We start from the raw sequence: 17,647 nt of genomic DNA, 5'->3' as shown, positions 1-17,647 counted from the left end.
AAAATTTTTCAAAGCAAAACAAACAATGACAAAGGAGGAATTAGTCAATAAGCTTGGCGACCTGGAATGGGAGGACTTTGAAGTAAAATCCGCGAAAGGTGGTTTACCTAAAAGTGCATGGGAAACCGTTTCTTCATTTGCCAATACGTTTGGTGGGTGGATTCTTTTTGGTATAAGTCAAGTTGGTAAAACATTTGAAGTTCAGGGGTTGTCCAATCCTGAGCAGATAGAACAAGACTTCTTGAATACCATTAGGGGAGGCAAGTTCAATGCCTTTGTCTCAACAAGGCAACAAAGGTTTCAGATGGAAGGCAAAAGTATATTGGGTTTTTACATCCAACCGTCGAAGTATAAACCTATCTATTTCAACAACCCTCAAAACACTTTTATAAGAAGAGGAAGTGCGGACCATAGAGCTACAAGTCTTGAGATTGATGCTATGTTTAGAGATCAATCGTATGGTACAAAAACAAATGAACAAGTAGAGAAAACCAACAGAAGTGATATAAACAATACATCCCTTCAGCAATACCGAAGCTATATGTCACGGTTTAACCCTAATGTTAGTTACAACCGATACACAGACGATGAGTTTTTAAACAAACTAAGAGTTATAGAAGACGGAAAGTGTACTTATGGCGGATTGCTATTTATGGGAAAAAGAGAAAGTATTGAACGTCATTTTCCTGACTTCCGCATAGACCTCCTTGAAATACCCGGCACATCAATTTCAGACGTAAAGATAAGCTACACTTTCAGGTTGGATGAACATGAAAATCTTTGGGATTATTATTTTGCCTGCTTCAATCGACTAAAAGCAAAAGTAGATGTGGAGTTCACATTGACTAATGAAGGCTTTGGGCAGGAATTATCGCCAGGATTGACAGCCATACGTGAAGCCTTGGTGAATATGCTTATGCACGCCGATCATTTCTCAATGGCTAAGTCAAGAATCAGAATCTTTGATGACTACATAGAGTTTTACAATCCCGGGGGCTTGCCCAAACCATTTGAGGAAATAAAATCAAAAGACTTGTCATTGCCGCGCAACCCTATTATCGCCAAACTATTTAGGATGGTTCGATTAGCTGAAAATGCAGGGTATGGTTTTGACAAATTAGAACATTGTTGGCTTGAGTATAACGGGACAACACCGGAATATATGATTGAATTTGATTCTATTGTAAGTAAGTTTTCTGTAAAAGGATTATCAGCCACTAGCTTCATTCCAATCGCTGCAGAACTTAACAATACATTAAAGAAAGATAAACTATCAATAGAGCTATTACAGGATAAACTAAAGTATTTCAAAGTCTTTGTGAAAGAAAAACACCCTGATTTATTTTCGAAATTAAATGAAGAGAATAATAAAATAGACTGGTTTATATTTATGCTTATCGAAATTAATGGGAAACTTTCTCTGCAAAATATTGGAGATATTTTAAATGTTACAAGAAGAACTGTTGATTTTAATATCAACCGATACAGAAATAATGGATACATAAAAAGAGAGGGATCGACAAAAAGAGGAAAATGGACAATAACTTAACGTAAAAGAACCGTCTTTTTACGTGAAAGAAAGCAGAATCTACGTGAAAGAAAACAGAGTATCAAGATGTAAAATAGACAAGAACAATGCAAAACACTGTTGCATAACACTTTATCCACGTGAGAGAAAACAGAATCTACGTGAAAGAAATGTAAAAGAAACACACATGTATATAAAAGAAAATGTACTAGTATGCGAGAAATTTTAATTGCCGACAGCGGCGCTACCAAAACGGACTGGTGCCTTACAAAAAACGGGGAAATAATACAACGGTTTTCGACCAAAGGCATTAGTCCTGTTTTCCAGACCGGAGAAGAGATTGCGCAGGAAATCAGGTCGAATGTTTATCCCGCACTGAAAGATGTCGGTATAAAAGCTGTCTATTTCTACGGAGCAGGGTGTATCCCTGAGAAAATAGAATTGGTACGCAATGCCATTCTTCAATCCTTCCCCGTGGATACCATTCATGTTTACAGCGACCTGGTAGCAGCCGCCCATAGTCTTTGCGGACACAGTGCAGGAATTGCCTGTATCCTGGGAACAGGAAGCAACTCATGTCAATGGAACGGAGATGAGATTGTAAAACAGATCTCCCCGCTCGGTTTCATTTTAGGGGATGAAGGAAGTGGTGCCGCATTAGGGAAAAACTTAGTGGGTGACGCGTTGAAAAACCAACTCACCGACGGCCTGAAAGAGGCATTGCTCGACGAGTATGACCTTACCCCTGCGATTATCATCGACAAGGTATACCGTCAACCTTTCCCGAATCGTTTTCTGGCAAGCCTCTCCCCATTTTTGCTGAAACATATCGGCGACCAGAGTATTCGACAGATTGTTATCCGCTCTTTTTCTGCTTTTTTTGAAAGGAACGTGATGCAATACGATTATCAAAAAAATATAATTAATTTTGTGGGTTCTATCGCCTGGTATTTCTCTGCGCCCTTAAAAGAGGCCGCAGCCGAAAAAAGAATTGAGGTAGGAATAATTGCTCAATCTCCCATGCCGGGACTGGTTGAATATCATAATTACTAATTATCAATTACTAATTACCAATTACCAATTACCGATGACTAATTAATCGGATTAAGCACATTAGTCTCATTGGCACATTGGTCTCATTGGCACATTAGCACATTGGTATATCATCAAATCATCACATCAATACATCAATACAATGTCTTTTATCAAAATAACAGAACAGTCTTCATTATACGACAATCTAGAACAAAAATCCGTTCTGGAGATTCTCACTGAGATTAACCGGGAAGATCAGAAAGTGGCGCTGGCCGTACAAAAAACTATTCCCGAGATAGAAAAACTGGTGACAGGTATAGTGGAAAGAATGCAGAGAGGAGGACGTCTTTTTTATATTGGTGCAGGTACAAGCGGCAGGCTCGGTGTGCTCGACGCCTCTGAAGTCCCGCCTACCTTCGGCATGCCCGACACCTATGTGATAGGTCTCATTGCCGGAGGAGATGTTGCATTACGAAATCCGGTGGAAGCAGCCGAAGATGACCTTGAGAAGGCCTGGGAAGAACTCATAATATATAAGATCAATCAAAACGATGTGTTGGTGGGAATTGCAGCTTCAGGTACCACTCCTTATGTAATAGGAGCATTACGCCGTGCCCGTGAAAAAGGGATCCTTACGGCAGCTATTTGCTGTAATCCCGATTCTCCTGTAGCTGCAGAAGCGGATATCAGGATAGAACCTGTTGTCGGGCCGGAATACGTGACGGGAAGTACCCGTATGAAAGCAGGAACAGCACAGAAAATGGTGCTCAATATGATTACGACAAGCACTATGATCAGGCTGGGAAGGGTAAAAGGCAACCGCATGGTAAATATGCAACTCACCAACCAGAAGCTGATAGACAGGGGTACCCGCATGATCGTGGATGAATTGGGACTTTCTTACGAACAGGCTAAAAACCTGCTCCTGCTCCACGGCTCGGTCAAAAATGCCATAAACAGTTATACAAAAATACAATAAATACCCGCAAAATGGCAATCATCATTCATACAGACCATCCCGATCTTTTACTGGACAAGATATATGAAGCAATAGAAAACAAAAAAGCAGATAAATGGGTGACAACAACAGACGGTTACCTTACCTATGGTACGCTCCTGTGGAAAAATGAAGCTTTTTTCAAACCCCAAATATGGGTAGACGACAAACAACTCCGTTTCGGATTGATAAAGCGAAAAGACAGAAAACATATTTCTACAAAACTTTATACAGCTTTTCATACGAAACTGGTTGAGACGCTGTTGTCCCACTTCGACCGGGATTTCAGGAATGTAACTGCCACAGCCGTACGCACAGATCCCGACCGATTCTGATATTATATTCCGCCTTATCACGAGCGAAGTGAGTTCTATCATTTATCGCCGAAAGCTTATCACAAGCGACGCGAATAATATCATTTATCATTTTTAATTGAATAATTATGTTCCGAATTCCAACTCTCCTGCTACTGATCGTTTTATTCACATCTGTAGACGCACAGGACACTGAATACAAGACCCTCTCCAATATTCCCTATTATCCGGAAGAAGTACGCTCACAAGACAACTATATCTGTGAACGATGTATGCTCGATATCTACTATCCGGTAAATAAGAAAGATTTCACTACGATAGTCTGGTTTCACGGCGGTGGCCTGACGGGAGGCAACAAAGAACTTCCCGACGCTTTAAAGGACAAAGGACTCTGCATTGTAGGTGTGAACTACCGACTTGCTCCGGGAGTAAAAGCGCCCGCATATATTGAAGATGCGGCAGCAGCAGTGGCATGGGTTTTTAAGAATATCAGACAATATGGAGGCGATACTTCGCAGATATTTGTATCGGGACATTCTGCCGGTGGGTATCTGGCCATGATGATAGGACTGGATAAACAATACCTTGCCGTGCATAATATCGATGCCAATAGTATCGCGGGCCTGATCCCTTTTAGCGGACAGGCTGTCACCCACTTTACGATACGGAAGGAAAACGGAATCGACGACAAACAACCTGTGGTGGATAAATATGCGCCGCTATTCCATGTACGTGCCGACGCCCCTCCCATGTTGCTCATCACCGGAGACCGCGAACTGGAACTCCTGGGCCGTTACGAAGAGAATGCTTATCTCGCCCGCATGATGAAAGTGGCGGGACACCAGCAGACCCGTTTACTCGAACTGGACGGGTATGGCCATGACATGGTATATCCCGCGTTTCCCCTGCTGTTGAATGAAATAATGCGCTTAAGCAAATCAAATTAATAATGAAGATTAAACTAAAAGTGTATCCTTTCATTCTGATTTTCCTCGGAATCTGCGAACTGGGGATTGCACAGGAGGATTCGCTTTGCGTAGGACATCATTGGACAGAAAATGAGGCAAACCTGAAAATGAAAGAGTTTGCGTTGACATGGAATGACCGGGTCTCATGGGAAAAACGCGCGGAGATCATCAGGATTGGCCCGAATGGGAGCAGCCGTTTTAGCGTATGATATGGTAGGATACGGAGATTCTCATCCGTTTGTTTCGCATAAGATCCCCATTTCAATATTATTACAAACCGGGAACAGCAAAAGAGTCTTGGAATATTTGCTGTCCCGACCGGACGTCGATCCTGAACGGGTAGGTATAACCGGCGAATCCGGTGGCGCTACACAGACCTTTTTATTAACGGCGATAGACGACAGGATAAAAGCCTCGGTACCTATGCGCGCCAGGTCCAATGTTGCTTATTTCTGATGGAAACGACTGGACCAGAAATACACCTCTGATCGAATATCCCTATATTCAGAAGGTGTATCCCGCTTATGATGCTGAACACCTCGTGGAAAACGCTCATCTCCAGGCAGAAAAGCATGATTATGGTTATTCGAAACGTGCGGCCATGTATAACTTTTTCGCCTATCACCTCAAATTAAATTCAGGAAACGTAATATGGTCGCCCACTATCAATGAGGATTTTGTTACGATCCTGCCTGAAAATGCACTAAGAGTTTACACGCAAGACAACCCTTTCACGGATATTCCGGGTGTATTTTAAGACGAGATATTTCATCATAAAGCCCCTGCAAATACTGGATAGCCGTATTCGGAGCTTTATAGATATGACGGATAACAAAACGAAGTTCCTTTATATCTTCTAATGCAGGATCAGAATAACGGAGTTGATACTTCAAAATTTAAACTGTTTTTTCATATCTACACCATAATCTTCGCTTAAATCATCCAAAAGTTTCGAGAAGACCTCTTCATGCGTAGGAGCGTTTTCAATTCCTTCAGGAGGAGGATATTGAATTGTTACGGTCCTTTTGTTCAGCAGTTCTCGCACAATTTTTCGCCCTGCGGGCCTGGACACGTCAATAGTAGCTATCACTTTATTATTCATACTCATATTTTCCTTACAATTACAAATATATACTATTTGATTGGAATAATGCAAAAGGTAAAGTTAAAAAATTTGCCTACCTTTGCAGGTTTAAATTTTACTGAAAATAAAGAAGATATGCTAACGAACGTCTGCCTCAAAGGTACCGAAGAGTTGTATGCCACACCTATTTTGCAGCAAACGGCTTTCTGGTCGGAGGTAAAAACATCACTGGGGGCCAACACCCTTGCCATTAATTTTACTACCCAACGGCCCGATCTCTTTCCGAAATTGGACGATCAGCCATATATACAATCAGACCTGTTGGTTATCCTGCAGCAGATCGACCGGAGTCATTCCGTGGCTTATGTGCCTTACGGTCCGGAAATTGAACCGGCCGATGAATTCCAGGGCATGTTCCTGGAAGAACTCTCCGAATCTCTGCGATCTGTGTTACCTGCAAATTGCATCCTTATCCGATATGATCTTTGTTGGGAATCGTATTGGGCCAGGGAAAAAGATCACTTCGACGAAAGCGGGATATGGAAAGGCGAGCCGGAAAGCCACTCTCAGGAACTTCGTTTCAATTTCAGCACGCAGCACTGGAATTTCAAAAGGGCACATTCCAATATTTTACCGGCCAACACTATCTATCTCGATCTCACACAAGATAGCGAGATCCTTCTCGGAAAGATGAAACCGAAAACCCGTTACAATATTAAATTAGCACAGCGGAAAGGTGTTACGGTAAGATCGATGGGAATGGAAGGAATGGATATCTGGTATGAACTCTATAAAGAGACAGCAACAAGGAATCACCTGCTCTTGAATGATATAAAGTATTTTCGGGCTGTACTTGACGCCCGGGCTGAGAACAGCAGTTCTCCAGCCGAGGTAAGCCTTCTTATAGCGGAATATGACGGAAAACCATTGGCGGCCATGTTCCTGGTCATTACAGGCAACAGAGGATCTTATCTGTACGGCGCATCCTCGTCGTTGCACCGCAATCTGATGGCGACCTACGCATTGCAATGGGAAGCGATCATGAGATCACAACAAACGGGATGTACTGAGTATGACATGTTCGGCATTTCTCCTTCGCCAGATCCCGGACATCCGTTATATGGGTTATACAAATTCAAATCGGGATTCGGTGGTGAAATATACCATAGCCTCGGTTGTTGGGATTATCCGTTAGATAAAGAAGCCTACACTCTCTTCCGCGCTTCAGAACTACATAGCCAGGGATACCATTTAAGTTAAAACAGAGAAGAAAACGCCCTATGGGAACCGGTAAACAATACTGTTGATATTCATACCGGCTCCTACAGAGGCCAATACAATATTGTCTCCACTCTTCAGCACATGATCGTCCATCTTTCCACGCATAATCATGTCGAGCAACGTGGGAACGGTAGCCACCGATGAGTTGCCCAACCAGGAGATGGTCATCGGCATAATATATTCAGGCACCTCCTTGAGATTGTATAGGTTGAATAACCTTTTCAGGATAGCGTCGTCCATTTTCCCATTGGCCTGATGGATCAACACCTTGCTCACCTTATCAATATGCAATTTCAGTTTATCGAGTCCGGATTTTATAGCTTTCGGCACATTCTCCAGAGCGTACTGATAAAGCCGCCGGCCGTTCATCTTCAGGTAATAATCTTTCTTTTCTGCCAATTCCGGATTATAGGAATACCCCATGTGAAGCATATTCACATAGTCTAACGCATCACTGCGCGAGTTGTGACCGATCACACCTACGGGGGTATCGCTCTCTCTTGCTTCCATCACCGCAGCTCCGGCACCATCGGCATAAATCATACTGTCCCGGTCATGCGGATCGGATATACGCGACAGCACATCCGCTCCTACCACCAATATCTTCTTTGCATCACCCGAACGGAGATAGTAGTCGGCCTGGATCACCGCCTGCACCCACCCGGGACAGCCAAACAAAATGTCATACGCCACCGCGGAAGGATTGGCAATACCCAATTTTTGTTTCAGACGGGCAGCCATCGTCGGCAGCACATCTATCCTTATATTATCCTTGGTTGTCTCCCCGAAGTTATGGGCAAAAATGATATAATCAAGTTCTTCCTTATCCACTCCAGCCGCTTCTAAAGCTCTCTGAGAAGCAACGAGAGCCAAATCGGACGTCGTCTCATCATCGCTGGCATAGCGCCGCTCAGCAATCGTGGTGATTTCTTCAAACTTACGAGTGATTTCTTCATTAGGAGTGGGAAGTTTTTCCCCCGTAGAATCATAAAACTCGTAATTGTGGAAAAACTCATTTTTTATCTGTTTGGCAGGGACATAACAGCCCGTACCCGTAAAAACACTATAAAGTTTACTCATTACAAATTATTCTTAGTTAACTTGATAACCTTATACCTTTTTTAATTCCAATTTCTTCTTACAAAATACAAAAGTACATGATTTTTTCTAAATAAACTACAAGCGGGTAAAAATTACCATTATAATCAATCCGCATCTGCATCCCGGGTATTTCGGAGATAGCCGGATGTTTCAGAGATAATCGGATTAGACACATCCTCATAAAGTTGCAAGTCGAAATATTTAGCCGCGGCAGTCACATGGTCCATCACATCGGAGCATATATCTTCATACTTAAGCCACTCGGTAGTAGCAGTAAAAAAATAGAGTTCGAGAGGAAGCCCTTTTGATGTGGGTTGCAACTGGCGGACCAGTATCAGTAATTCCTTATGTACTTGAGGATGATTCTTCAGATAAGAAAGAATATATTGCCGGTAAAGTCCCATGTTGGTGAGGTTTCTCCCATTGATGGAAAGAGACTTGTCGGCTCCATTTGCCTGATTGTATTCATTGATCTCTTCACTTCTGGTACGGATATAACCTGTGATGAGTCCTATCCTTTCCAATTCTTTCAACTCCTCATCTTCCAGGAAACGGATAGTGGATTGTTTCACAAAAACGGAACGTTTTAACCGCCTGCCCCCGGTCTCTACCATACCACGCCAATTCTGGAACGACTCCGATACCAGTGAATAAGGCGGAATAGTTGTAACCGTCTTATCGAAATTCCGGATCTTTACGGTGGTGAGTGAGATCTCGAACACATCCCCGTCGGCGTCATATTTGGGCATGGTGATCCAGTCGCCAATACGCACCATGTCGTTGGCCGATACCTGGATACTGGCCACAAATCCCAGAATAGGATCCTTGAAGACCAACATCAAGACGGCGGAAAGGGCTCCCAGTCCGGTAAGGATATGGGCGGGATTCTGTCCTGTCAATATTGAGAAAAGAATGATAAAACCAATACAATAAAGTACAATTTTCACCACCTGGGCATAGCTTTCCAGAGGCTTATCCCTCATCCTTGGCTTCTTGGCAAGCGTGTCGAAGAAGGCATTCAGGACTGACATCAGGAGCCATATCACATAGAATATCAGGAAGATGTCGACCAACTTATTGACAAACGCCATTGTTTTCGGAAACTGGTCAAAAATAATAGGGATAGAACCCTTTATCAGGCTGTAAGGTATCACCATTGCCAGATAATGGGAAAACCGTCTTTTGGAAAGATTGTTAAGGAATTCGGCACGCGTTATTTTTCCAAAACGATCAAGCACATTCTGCAGGATAATACGGGTCAGGTATTGCACTACAAACACCAACACCGTTAACACTATCAGCAGAATGACCAGATTGACATACTTGGCCCAGTTGTCGGTAACACCAATATTTTGAAGCAATTGAAGGGACCAATCGCTGATGGCATTGGTTGAACGTGAAATTTGTTGGATATTCTCTTCGTTCATAAGATTATCTGTTTTTATGTATGAAATTACACAAAGGTACGGTTTTTAGCAGAAAGGTGCAAATGGATAGGTGCCTAAGTGCCTAAGTGGACAGGTGACTAAGAGGAAAGGTGGAAAAGTGTACTATCATTTACTACGCGAAGCACATTATCTTTCAAAGAATAATTGTATTTTTGTCAAAGCAGTCCGTACTCCGATATGAACAGATACAGGAATTGCTTTCAAATGTATTATATCTAAACAACTTAACAAGAATATGGGAAAAGTACTGATCATTGGCGCCGGTGGCGTGGGAACGGTAGTGACCAATAAAGTGGCGCAAAACAGCGATGTGTTCACCGATATTATACTGGCAAGCCGTACCAGGAGTAAATGTGATGCCATTGCCGAAGATGTAAAGCGCCGTACAGGCGTGACGATCCGGACAGCACAGGTAGATGCCGACAGCGTACCGGAACTGGTAAAACTGTTCAATGAATATAAACCGGAATTGGTGATTAACGTAGCGTTGCCCTATCAGGACCTGACCATCATGGATGCCTGCCTGGAATGCGGCGTGAATTATCTGGACACAGCCAATTACGAGCCGAAAGATGAAGCTAAGTTCGAATATAAATGGCAGTGGGCATACAAGGATAAGTTTGAAAAAGCGGGGCTGACCGCCATCCTTGGTTGTGGATTTGATCCCGGGGTGACAAGCATTTTCACCGCCTATGCCGCCAAACACCATTTCGATGAGATCCACTACCTCGACATTGTGGATTGTAACGCAGGCGACCATGGCAAGGCTTTCGCCACCAACTTCAATCCCGAAATCAATATCCGCGAAGTAACACAGAAAGGTAAATATTGGGAAAACGGACAATGGGTGGAAACAGAGCCGCACGAAATCCACAAGCCGCTCAACTACCCCGAAATCGGACCCAAAGAGTCTTACGTGATTTATCACGAAGAGTTGGAATCGCTCGTGAAAAACTTCCCCACCCTCAAGCGGGCACGTTTCTGGATGACTTTCGGACAGGAATACCTCACTCACCTGCGCGTGATACAGAACATCGGCATGGCGCGGATCGATGAAGTGGAATACAACGGACAAAAGATCGTCCCCATCCAGTTCCTGAAAGCGGTACTTCCCGATCCGGGCGAACTGGGAGAGAACTACACGGGTGAAACATCTATCGGATGCCGTATAAAGGGCATTAAAGACGGCAAGGAACGCACTTACTATATCTATAACAACTGTAGCCACGAAGCGGCCTACCAAGAGACCGGTGCCCAGGGTGTGAGTTATACCACGGGCGTACCGGCGACCATTGGCGCCATGATGTTCTTACAGGGTATCTGGAAAAAACCGGGCGTTTACAATGTGGAAGAGTTCAATCCCGATCCGTTCATGGAGCAACTCAACAAACAGGGATTGCCGTGGCACGAACAGTTCGATATAGACCTGGAAGTATAGTTCTACCATTCGTTTGGTTTAGTGATATCATACTACTTGTGAATGTTGAGTTAATAATCAGAAAACAGAGATAAATGGGGATCAAAAGTTTAGTCAATATCGTCGATTACGACAAGGATGATATCTATCGAATCATCAAGAGTGCCTCCAGGTTCAAGCAGAATCCCAACCGGGATTTATTGCAGGGGAAAGTGTGTGCTACACTTTTCTTCGAGCCGTCTACCCGTACACGTCTCAGTTTCGAGACGGCAGTCAACCGTCTGCGCGGACGCATCATCGGCTTTTCCGACGCAGCTACCAGCAGTTCCACCAAAGGGGAGTCGCTCAAAGACACCATTATGATGGTAAGCAACTATGCCGACCTCATCATCATGCGGCACCATCTGGAAGGCTCTGCCCGCTACGCTTCGGAGATATCGCCCGTACCCATAATCAATGCAGGAGATGGCTCCAACCAGCATCCTACACAGACAATGCTCGACCTGTTCACTATCTACGAGACGCAGGGAACACTGGAAAACCTCACGGTCACCATCGTGGGCGACCTGAAATACGGACGTGCGGTACACTCGCTTATCCAGGGACTTTCGCACTTCAACCCCACATTCAACTTTGTGGCACCGGAAGAATTGCATATCCCCGACAAGTACAAAACGTTCTGCGATAACAAGAAAATCCCTTACAGGGAATTTACAGACTTCTCGCCCGAGGCGATCAACAGCGCTGATATCCTTTATATGACCCGGGTACAGAAAGAGCGTTTTACAGACCTCATGGAATATGAGAAAGTAAAAAATATTTATATCCTTCATAACCGCATGCTGGAAGATTCCAAAGAAAACCTGAAGGTAATGCATCCTCTTCCACGCGTAAAAGAGATTGATCAGGATGTGGATGAAAACCCGAAAGCTTACTATTTTGAGCAAGCGAAAAACGGTATGTTCACACGCCAGGCCATCATCTGCGACTTGATGAAAATAGGTGGTTAAGTGCTTTAGTGGTTAGGTGGTTAAGTGCTTAGGTGATTAAGTGATTAAGTGATTAAGTGGTTAGGTGGAAAGGTAGAATCTGCGAGTAAGTGAGGGCAAAGTAAGTTTACTTACATTTGCCGAGCGATAGCAGATTGCGCGAAGCGAAGGGTGGAAAAAGTGATTAGGTGTAATTAGTTATTAGTAATTGGTAATTAGTAATTGGTAATTGGTAATTTTAAAAGAGTTATGGGAAAAGAACTACAGGTTGCAGCACTCGAGAATGGCACAGCCATCGACCATATACCCAGTGATGCCGTTTTTAAAGTGGTTTCACTGTTACAGCTGCAAAAGCTGAACAACCGGATTACTATCGGTAATAATCTGAAGAGTAGCAAGATGGGATCCAAAGGGATCATCAAAGTATCAGACAAATTCTTCCGTGAAGATGAACTCAACCGCATTGCTTTGGTAGCACCCAATGTAAATTTGAATATTATCCGTAATTTTGAAGTGGTGGAGAAAAAGAAAGTGGTACTTCCCGATGAGATTGTAGAGATCGTGAAGTGCAACAATCCCAAATGTATCACCAACAATGAACCGATGAAGACCCGGTTTCATGTGACAGATAAGGAAAAAGTAGAACTTCAGTGTCATTATTGCGAAGTGAAAATTAAAAAAGAAGACATTGTGCTTCAGTAGTTATTCGATTGTTATTCAGTTGTTATTATGCCCGTCAATTTACCCGATAAGTTACCAGCGATTGAGATATTAAAAAAGGAGCACATTTTCGTGATGGACGACCTGCGTGCATCCACACAGGATATACGTCCATTGAGAATACTGATCCTCAACCTGATGCCAGTCAAAGTCACGACTGAAACCGATCTTATACGGCTTTTGTCGAATTCTCCACTCCAGATTGAGATTGAATTCCTGGGACTCTCCACGCATACTCCCAAGAATACGCCGATAGAACATCTCATTTCATTTTATACCAAATTCTCCAAAATAAAAAATGCTTATTACGACGGGATGATCATCACCGGAGCACCGGTAGAGATGCTTCCTTTTAATGAAGTGAATTACTGGAAAGAATTCACCCAGATTTTAGATTGGGCGCGCACACATGTCACTTCTACCTTTTATATCTGCTGGGGAGCACAGGCTGCACTGCATCACTTTTATGGTATCCATAAATATCCATTGGAGAAAAAACTGTTCGGCGTATTCAAACATAAGATAAACGATCCCGCATTCCCTTTGTTCCGCGGCTTCGATGACGAATTCTATGCACCCCACAGCAGGCACACCACTATTCTTGCCGATGAGATCAACCGGCACCCCGAACTGACCCTTCTTTCCGAATCGGAAGAAGCAGGTGTATATATTGTCACTTCGCGGGGAGGAAGAGAGTTTTACGTAACCGGCCACTCCGAATACTCCCCCTCCACCCTGCATAAGGAGTATACACGAGACAAGGAAAAAGGAATGGAATCTGTTGAACTCCCTCAGAATTATTACAGGGACAACGATCCGGGACAACCTCCATTAGTGCAATGGCGGTCTCATGCGAACCTTTTATATATAAACTGGTTGAACTACTTCGTCTATCAGGCCACACCTTTTAATATTGCCGATATTGCACAATTACAAGAGTTGTAATAAGAAGTAACATTTTACCGGTACTGTCATTTTTTAAGCAATAATGAAGTTCTTAGTTCCCAGTTCTTAGTTTTTAGCTTTTAATTCTTTTCTGTAAATTTCAGGCAAACCGGTTTACTGAGATGTATATCCTGGTGGGTATCGGTGAGTAAACCCGTCTCTGCATCGATACGGAACACCTGTATCTTATCATCATCCCGGCCCGCTGCCAGAAGGAACTTTCCATTAGGCGTGATCACAAAATTACGCGGGTGCCTTGCCGTCAATTGATAACCTGTCTTTGTAAGCGTTCCTTCGTCCGGGTCAATGGAGAAAATGGCAATCCCATCAGCCTGTAACCGGTTTGACGCATACAAAAAACGTCCATCGGGTGAAACATGAATATCAGCACTACCTCTGGCACCTGTGGTATCAGCGGGTATTATCTGTTTCTGGGTCAACTCGCCGAAAGCATAATCAAAGACAATCACTTCTCCCGACAGCTCTCCCAACAGGTAGAGATACCTCCCTCTGTCGGGATGGAAATCGAAGTGGCGCGGCCCGGTACCGGCAGGCATCATAAATTCTTTCTGACTGTTATCCCTCAAAGCCGGTTGTCCCTCAAAGGGAGTATCATTGATATCGAACCGGTAAAGTTTATCACTTCCCAGATCGGCAGCAAACAGATATTGCCCGTCGGGGGAATACCTTACACTATGGAGATGAGCGCTCTTCTGGCGAACAGAATCCGGACCCGATCCTCTGAAAGAGATCAGCGAGACGGCAGAAGTAAGTGTGCCATCCTCTTTTACCTGAAACGAAGTAATGGTTCCCCCTCCATAGTTTGCTGTATGCACATTCCGGCCTTTACTGTCTATCGTAATATAACAGGGACCGTTACTGTTTACAGGGCGGGAATTGAGCAGTTCCATCTTTCCGCTCCGTTTATCGAATGAGAAAGCGTGCACAGCACTGCCTGACTCATTATTTTCACTTACCGCGTAAATAAACCGCTCATCGGGACTCAAAGTCAGGTACGACGGGTTATCGACCTCCACCATACTGATTGAATCGGAATTCCCCGTATCGGTATTGAAACGGTATAAGTATATCCCCTTGCTGCCCTCTCCTGATGTGTAAGTCCCTGCCAATAAGAACAGATCCCCGTTCATAGTCTCTATTGACGGAAGCATTTTTTCCGAGATCTTACTATCGCCTGCTTTTCCGGAACGGTTTCCTGTACATGAAACTAACAAAGCCGCTGCCATACCTGCCATTGCTATTTTTTTAATCATCTTTTCATTATTCTTTTTAGATATTACCTCCCCAGTCTCCCAGTCTCCCACTCTCCCACTCTCCCATCTGCGCGCGAAGCGCACTACCACGAAAGTACGTTATTTTTCCGAAACAAATTCTCTTTTTGGGAAAAAGTTTGCGAATGTGGCGCGGACTCCGTATTTTTGCACCGTTAAAAAATTAAACCCCTCGTTAAACAGAATTTAATTATGTTGTCCGAAATATTGTCCATCACTGGCCGTCCCGGTTTGTATAAACTTGTCTCCACCAACAAAAATATGAATATCGTAGAATCGCTTGGCGATGGAAAGCGTGTACCTGTATACGCACAGGAAAAGGTAGTAGCCTTGAGTGATGTATCCATATATACCCAAAGTGGGGACATCCCATTACGTGAGGTATTCAAAAAAATAAAAGAAAAAGAAGGTGGTCAACAGGTTTCCTTGGGCTCCAAGCCTTCCGGAAAAGAGTTGTTTGTTTATATGGGAGAGGTACTTCCCGATTACAGCCGGGACAGTGTCTATGCCGGAGATGTAAAAAAAATGATTTCCTGGTATAATATTCTCACAGAGCACAACATCGACCTGGAAGAGGCAGAAGAAGCGGAAGAAACGAAAGAAGAAGCTTCGGCCGAATCCGAGACGAAAGAAGCAGAATGAACCTAAAAGATATCTTTACCCGTGCGGGAGCCGGCACCATCTATATCCTGGTCATACTCTTCGGTCTGCTGGGAGGCCGGTTTTCATTCCTTGCCGTTTTCGGAACCATACTGGGTTCCGGCCTGTTTGAATTTTACCGCATGGTAGAAAAAGACACCACCCATGCTATCAGCAAGATATTCAACATCCTGATGGGAGTAGTCATCTTTATTTCGGTCTTCCTCTATCTGGAAAGTATCAATATCTATCTCCTACCTGTCTTTATCCTGACTTATCTGCTCATACTCATTGCCTCAGCCATTTTCCTGCGTAGGGATGATATCCTTCACGGCATCATCTATTCGGTTTTCGGACAGGTCTATATCACCATGCCATTGAGCCTGCTCATGTTTATTTCCTATTCTCCCGATATGGCCAACAACGAGTATAATTGGGTACCGGTGCTGGCACTGTTTGTGTTCCTTTGGGTGAATGATACGGCCGCCTATTTCATCGGATCACTGATCGGCAAGCACAAATTGATAGAACATATCTCACCGAAAAAATCGATAGAAGGATTTATCGCCGGCATCTTTTTCACCCTGCTTGCCTCCCTGATCTTCTCCCGGCTCTATCCCGGTTTCACCCCTATTTTCTGGATGGGGTTATCCGTAGTGGTGGCTTTATTCGGCACCTTGGGTGATTTGTTCGAATCACTCATCAAGCGTACCTGCAACGTGAAAGATGCCGGCGATCTCATTCCGGGACACGGCGGTATCCTTGACCGGATCGACAGTCTTTTAGTGGCTATCCCTGCCGTTTTTCTCTATCTGATCCTGTTCCATTCTTTTTAAATCCAAACTGTTACATCGTTCCTTTTTCCCGGAGACGCTGCTGCCATTTCCAAGCCGAAGCCATGGTATCTTCAATGGTTTCTACAGTTTTCCAACCCAACACATTATTGGCTTTATCGGGTTGTGCCCAGATCTGCTCTATATCTCCTTCCCTTCGTCCGACGATTTTATAATTCAAAGGCTTTCCGGATACTTTTTCGAATACCCTGATCAACTCTAATACAGAGAGTCCGGTTCCCGTACCCAGGTTAAATATCTCGACTTTCTCGTCCGACTTGTCTTCCAGCATCCGTTCAATGGCGATCACATGCGCCTTCGCCAGATCCACCACATTGATAAAGTCGCGTATGCAGGAGCCGTCAGGTGTGTTATAGTCATCACCAAAAACACTTAATTGCTGGCGAATGCCAATCCCTGTCTGGGTGATATAAGGCACCAAGTTCTGGGGTACACCTAAAGGCAATTCTCCAATCTCTGCCGATGGATGAGCACCGATAGGATTAAAGTAACGAAGGATGATACTCTTGATAGGGGCGCCCGAATGCACAAAATCACGAATAATCTCTTCATTGATCTGCTTGGTATTTCCATAAGGTGATGTGGCCGGTTTAACAGGAGCATTCTCATCGATTGGATTTGTATCGGGTTCTCCATATACAGTGCATGAAGAAGAAAATACAATCCCTTTCACATTGTGCTGCGGCATCAGTTCCAACAGGTTGATTAACGATACTAAGTTATTGCGATAATACAACAACGGTTTTTCCACCGATTCACCTACTGCCTTGCTGGCTGCAAAATGGATAATACCGTCGAAAGTATATCTTCTGAACAACGCCTTCATTGCTGCAAAATCGGTACAATCGAGTTTATCGAAAACAGGTCGTTTCCCGGTAATACGGGTAATCCCCTCCAGCACGTCGGCATTAGAGTTGGACAGATTATCTATAATCACCACTTCGTAGCCGGCCTGTTGCAGTTCGACCACGGTATGAGAACCGATATATCCGGTTCCTCCTGTTACAAGAATTTTTTTCGACATAGACTTTATTT

20 protein-coding genes are annotated in these 17,647 nt (G+C 43.9%); 15 read left to right on the top strand and 5 right to left on the bottom strand.

Features of this window, described 5'->3' with window-relative positions; all coding sequences use genetic code 11:
- The first annotated feature begins 25 nt into the window (after positions 1 to 25).
- From ABV001_RS15440 to ABV001_RS15405, 8 genes are all read left to right on the top strand, one after another.
- A complete protein-coding gene (locus ABV001_RS15440) occupies positions 26 to 1,549 on the top strand; it encodes a DUF8451 domain-containing protein (RefSeq protein WP_352423635.1) in 1,524 nt (507 codons plus the stop codon).
- 192 nt (positions 1,550 to 1,741) lie between these two features.
- Complete coding sequence (locus ABV001_RS15435; RefSeq protein WP_352423634.1) at positions 1,742 to 2,581, top strand: ATPase; 840 nt, start codon at positions 1,742 to 1,744, stop codon at positions 2,579 to 2,581.
- 142 nt (positions 2,582 to 2,723) lie between these two features.
- Positions 2,724 to 3,542 (top strand): N-acetylmuramic acid 6-phosphate etherase, encoded by an 819-nt coding sequence (gene murQ / locus ABV001_RS15430; protein WP_352423633.1) that lies wholly within the window; start codon positions 2,724 to 2,726, stop codon positions 3,540 to 3,542.
- An 11-nt stretch (positions 3,543 to 3,553) separates the two neighbouring features.
- A complete protein-coding gene (locus ABV001_RS15425; RefSeq protein ID WP_352423632.1) occupies positions 3,554 to 3,895 on the top strand; it encodes a hypothetical protein in 342 nt (113 codons plus the stop codon).
- 107 nt (positions 3,896 to 4,002) lie between these two features.
- The gene (locus ABV001_RS15420; RefSeq protein WP_352423631.1) at positions 4,003 to 4,821 is read left to right on the top strand and encodes an alpha/beta hydrolase; all 819 of its coding nucleotides are present in this window, start codon (positions 4,003 to 4,005) and stop codon (positions 4,819 to 4,821) included.
- A 2-nt stretch (positions 4,822 to 4,823) separates the two neighbouring features.
- Positions 4,824 to 5,051 carry a hypothetical protein gene (locus ABV001_RS15415; RefSeq protein ID WP_352423630.1) on the top strand — a complete coding sequence of 76 codons (228 nt, stop codon included), beginning with the start codon at positions 4,824 to 4,826 and terminating at the stop codon, positions 5,049 to 5,051.
- Positions 5,026 to 5,298, top strand: a complete 273-nt coding sequence (locus ABV001_RS15410; protein WP_352423629.1) for an alpha/beta hydrolase family protein — start codon at positions 5,026 to 5,028, stop codon at positions 5,296 to 5,298. Before ABV001_RS15415 ends, ABV001_RS15410 begins: the two co-directional genes overlap by 26 nt.
- Positions 5,282 to 5,599, top strand: coding sequence for a hypothetical protein (locus ABV001_RS15405; protein ID WP_352423628.1), 318 nt, complete (start codon positions 5,282 to 5,284; stop codon positions 5,597 to 5,599). Before ABV001_RS15410 ends, ABV001_RS15405 begins: the two co-directional genes overlap by 17 nt.
- A 132-nt stretch (positions 5,600 to 5,731) precedes the next feature.
- Here ABV001_RS15405 and ABV001_RS15400 read toward each other — a convergent pair whose 3' ends face one another.
- A complete protein-coding gene (locus ABV001_RS15400) occupies positions 5,732 to 5,944 on the bottom strand; it encodes a hypothetical protein (protein ID WP_352423627.1) in 213 nt (70 codons plus the stop codon).
- Positions 5,945 to 6,061: 117 nt separating this feature from the next.
- Here ABV001_RS15400 and ABV001_RS15395 point away from each other — a divergent pair, with 117 nt between their 5' ends.
- The gene (locus ABV001_RS15395; RefSeq protein WP_352423626.1) at positions 6,062 to 7,186 is read left to right on the top strand and encodes a lipid II:glycine glycyltransferase FemX; all 1,125 of its coding nucleotides are present in this window, start codon (positions 6,062 to 6,064) and stop codon (positions 7,184 to 7,186) included.
- An 18-nt stretch (positions 7,187 to 7,204) separates the two neighbouring features.
- Here ABV001_RS15395 and ABV001_RS15390 read toward each other — a convergent pair whose 3' ends face one another.
- Positions 7,205 to 8,287 carry a 3-oxoacyl-ACP synthase III family protein gene (locus tag ABV001_RS15390; protein ID WP_352423625.1) on the bottom strand — a complete coding sequence of 361 codons (1,083 nt, stop codon included), beginning with the start codon at positions 8,285 to 8,287 and terminating at the stop codon, positions 7,205 to 7,207.
- Between the two features lie 125 nt (positions 8,288 to 8,412).
- A complete protein-coding gene (locus ABV001_RS15385; protein WP_352423624.1) occupies positions 8,413 to 9,735 on the bottom strand; it encodes a mechanosensitive ion channel family protein in 1,323 nt (440 codons plus the stop codon).
- Positions 9,736 to 9,991: 256 nt separating this feature from the next.
- On the opposite strand from ABV001_RS15385, the gene ABV001_RS15380 reads away from it, so the two are divergent.
- The 4 genes from ABV001_RS15380 to metA all read left to right on the top strand — a co-directional run bounded on the left by ABV001_RS15380 (position 9,992) and on the right by metA (position 13,827).
- Positions 9,992 to 11,194, top strand: a complete 1,203-nt coding sequence (locus ABV001_RS15380; protein ID WP_352423623.1) for a saccharopine dehydrogenase family protein — start codon at positions 9,992 to 9,994, stop codon at positions 11,192 to 11,194.
- A 74-nt stretch (positions 11,195 to 11,268) separates the two neighbouring features.
- Positions 11,269 to 12,183 carry an aspartate carbamoyltransferase gene (gene pyrB, locus ABV001_RS15375; RefSeq protein WP_352423622.1) on the top strand — a complete coding sequence of 305 codons (915 nt, stop codon included), beginning with the start codon at positions 11,269 to 11,271 and terminating at the stop codon, positions 12,181 to 12,183.
- A 228-nt stretch (positions 12,184 to 12,411) separates the two neighbouring features.
- A complete protein-coding gene (pyrI, locus tag ABV001_RS15370; RefSeq protein ID WP_352423621.1) occupies positions 12,412 to 12,864 on the top strand; it encodes an aspartate carbamoyltransferase regulatory subunit in 453 nt (150 codons plus the stop codon).
- A 27-nt stretch (positions 12,865 to 12,891) separates the two neighbouring features.
- Positions 12,892 to 13,827, top strand: coding sequence for a homoserine O-acetyltransferase MetA (gene metA, locus ABV001_RS15365; protein WP_352423620.1), 936 nt, complete (start codon positions 12,892 to 12,894; stop codon positions 13,825 to 13,827).
- A gap of 80 nt (positions 13,828 to 13,907) precedes the next feature.
- On the opposite strand, the gene ABV001_RS15360 is transcribed toward metA, so the two are convergent.
- Positions 13,908 to 15,101, bottom strand: coding sequence for a lactonase family protein (locus tag ABV001_RS15360; RefSeq protein WP_352423619.1), 1,194 nt, complete (start codon positions 15,099 to 15,101; stop codon positions 13,908 to 13,910).
- A gap of 210 nt (positions 15,102 to 15,311) precedes the next feature.
- Here ABV001_RS15360 and ABV001_RS15355 point away from each other — a divergent pair, with 210 nt between their 5' ends.
- Positions 15,312 to 15,761: a DUF5606 family protein gene (locus ABV001_RS15355; RefSeq protein ID WP_352423618.1), complete on the top strand. Its 450-nt coding sequence runs from the start codon at positions 15,312 to 15,314 to the stop codon at positions 15,759 to 15,761.
- Positions 15,758 to 16,594 (top strand): phosphatidate cytidylyltransferase, encoded by an 837-nt coding sequence (locus ABV001_RS15350; RefSeq protein ID WP_352423617.1) that lies wholly within the window; start codon positions 15,758 to 15,760, stop codon positions 16,592 to 16,594. The genes ABV001_RS15355 and ABV001_RS15350 overlap by 4 nt, the downstream gene beginning before the upstream one ends.
- Before the next feature lie 10 nt (positions 16,595 to 16,604).
- On the opposite strand, the gene galE is transcribed toward ABV001_RS15350, so the two are convergent.
- The gene (gene galE / locus ABV001_RS15345) at positions 16,605 to 17,636 is read right to left on the bottom strand and encodes a UDP-glucose 4-epimerase GalE (RefSeq protein WP_352423616.1); all 1,032 of its coding nucleotides are present in this window, start codon (positions 17,634 to 17,636) and stop codon (positions 16,605 to 16,607) included.
- Positions 17,637 to 17,647: the final 11 nt, after the last annotated feature.

Origin of the sequence: Proteiniphilum sp. (genome assembly GCF_040307845.1) — a bacterium.
Lineage (GTDB): Bacteria > Bacteroidota > Bacteroidia > Bacteroidales > Dysgonomonadaceae > Proteiniphilum.
Note: the sequence above shows the minus strand (reverse complement) of the source record. Positions and strands in the feature narration are given on the sequence as shown.

What these genes read in the sequence shown, in the direction of transcription:
- ABV001_RS15440 (WP_352423635.1), top strand. Translation starts at nt 26, where the DNA reads ATGACAAAGGAGGAATTAGTCAATAAGCTTGGCGACCTGGAATGGGAG.
- ABV001_RS15435 (WP_352423634.1), top strand. Translation starts at nt 1,742, where the DNA reads ATGCGAGAAATTTTAATTGCCGACAGCGGCGCTACCAAAACGGACTGG.
- murQ (WP_352423633.1), top strand. Translation starts at nt 2,724, where the DNA reads ATGTCTTTTATCAAAATAACAGAACAGTCTTCATTATACGACAATCTA.
- ABV001_RS15425 (WP_352423632.1), top strand. Translation starts at nt 3,554, where the DNA reads ATGGCAATCATCATTCATACAGACCATCCCGATCTTTTACTGGACAAG.
- ABV001_RS15420 (WP_352423631.1), top strand. Translation starts at nt 4,003, where the DNA reads ATGTTCCGAATTCCAACTCTCCTGCTACTGATCGTTTTATTCACATCT.
- ABV001_RS15415 (WP_352423630.1), top strand. Translation starts at nt 4,824, where the DNA reads ATGAAGATTAAACTAAAAGTGTATCCTTTCATTCTGATTTTCCTCGGA.
- ABV001_RS15410 (WP_352423629.1), top strand. Translation starts at nt 5,026, where the DNA reads ATGGGAGCAGCCGTTTTAGCGTATGATATGGTAGGATACGGAGATTCT.
- ABV001_RS15405 (WP_352423628.1), top strand. Translation starts at nt 5,282, where the DNA reads ATGTTGCTTATTTCTGATGGAAACGACTGGACCAGAAATACACCTCTG.
- ABV001_RS15400 (WP_352423627.1), bottom strand. Translation starts at nt 5,944, where the DNA reads ATGAATAATAAAGTGATAGCTACTATTGACGTGTCCAGGCCCGCAGGG.
- ABV001_RS15395 (WP_352423626.1), top strand. Translation starts at nt 6,062, where the DNA reads ATGCTAACGAACGTCTGCCTCAAAGGTACCGAAGAGTTGTATGCCACA.
- ABV001_RS15390 (WP_352423625.1), bottom strand. Translation starts at nt 8,287, where the DNA reads ATGAGTAAACTTTATAGTGTTTTTACGGGTACGGGCTGTTATGTCCCT.
- ABV001_RS15385 (WP_352423624.1), bottom strand. Translation starts at nt 9,735, where the DNA reads ATGAACGAAGAGAATATCCAACAAATTTCACGTTCAACCAATGCCATC.
- ABV001_RS15380 (WP_352423623.1), top strand. Translation starts at nt 9,992, where the DNA reads ATGGGAAAAGTACTGATCATTGGCGCCGGTGGCGTGGGAACGGTAGTG.
- pyrB (WP_352423622.1), top strand. Translation starts at nt 11,269, where the DNA reads ATGGGGATCAAAAGTTTAGTCAATATCGTCGATTACGACAAGGATGAT.
- pyrI (WP_352423621.1), top strand. Translation starts at nt 12,412, where the DNA reads ATGGGAAAAGAACTACAGGTTGCAGCACTCGAGAATGGCACAGCCATC.
- metA (WP_352423620.1), top strand. Translation starts at nt 12,892, where the DNA reads ATGCCCGTCAATTTACCCGATAAGTTACCAGCGATTGAGATATTAAAA.
- ABV001_RS15360 (WP_352423619.1), bottom strand. Translation starts at nt 15,101, where the DNA reads ATGATTAAAAAAATAGCAATGGCAGGTATGGCAGCGGCTTTGTTAGTT.
- ABV001_RS15355 (WP_352423618.1), top strand. Translation starts at nt 15,312, where the DNA reads ATGTTGTCCGAAATATTGTCCATCACTGGCCGTCCCGGTTTGTATAAA.
- ABV001_RS15350 (WP_352423617.1), top strand. Translation starts at nt 15,758, where the DNA reads ATGAACCTAAAAGATATCTTTACCCGTGCGGGAGCCGGCACCATCTAT.
- galE (WP_352423616.1), bottom strand. Translation starts at nt 17,636, where the DNA reads ATGTCGAAAAAAATTCTTGTAACAGGAGGAACCGGATATATCGGTTCT.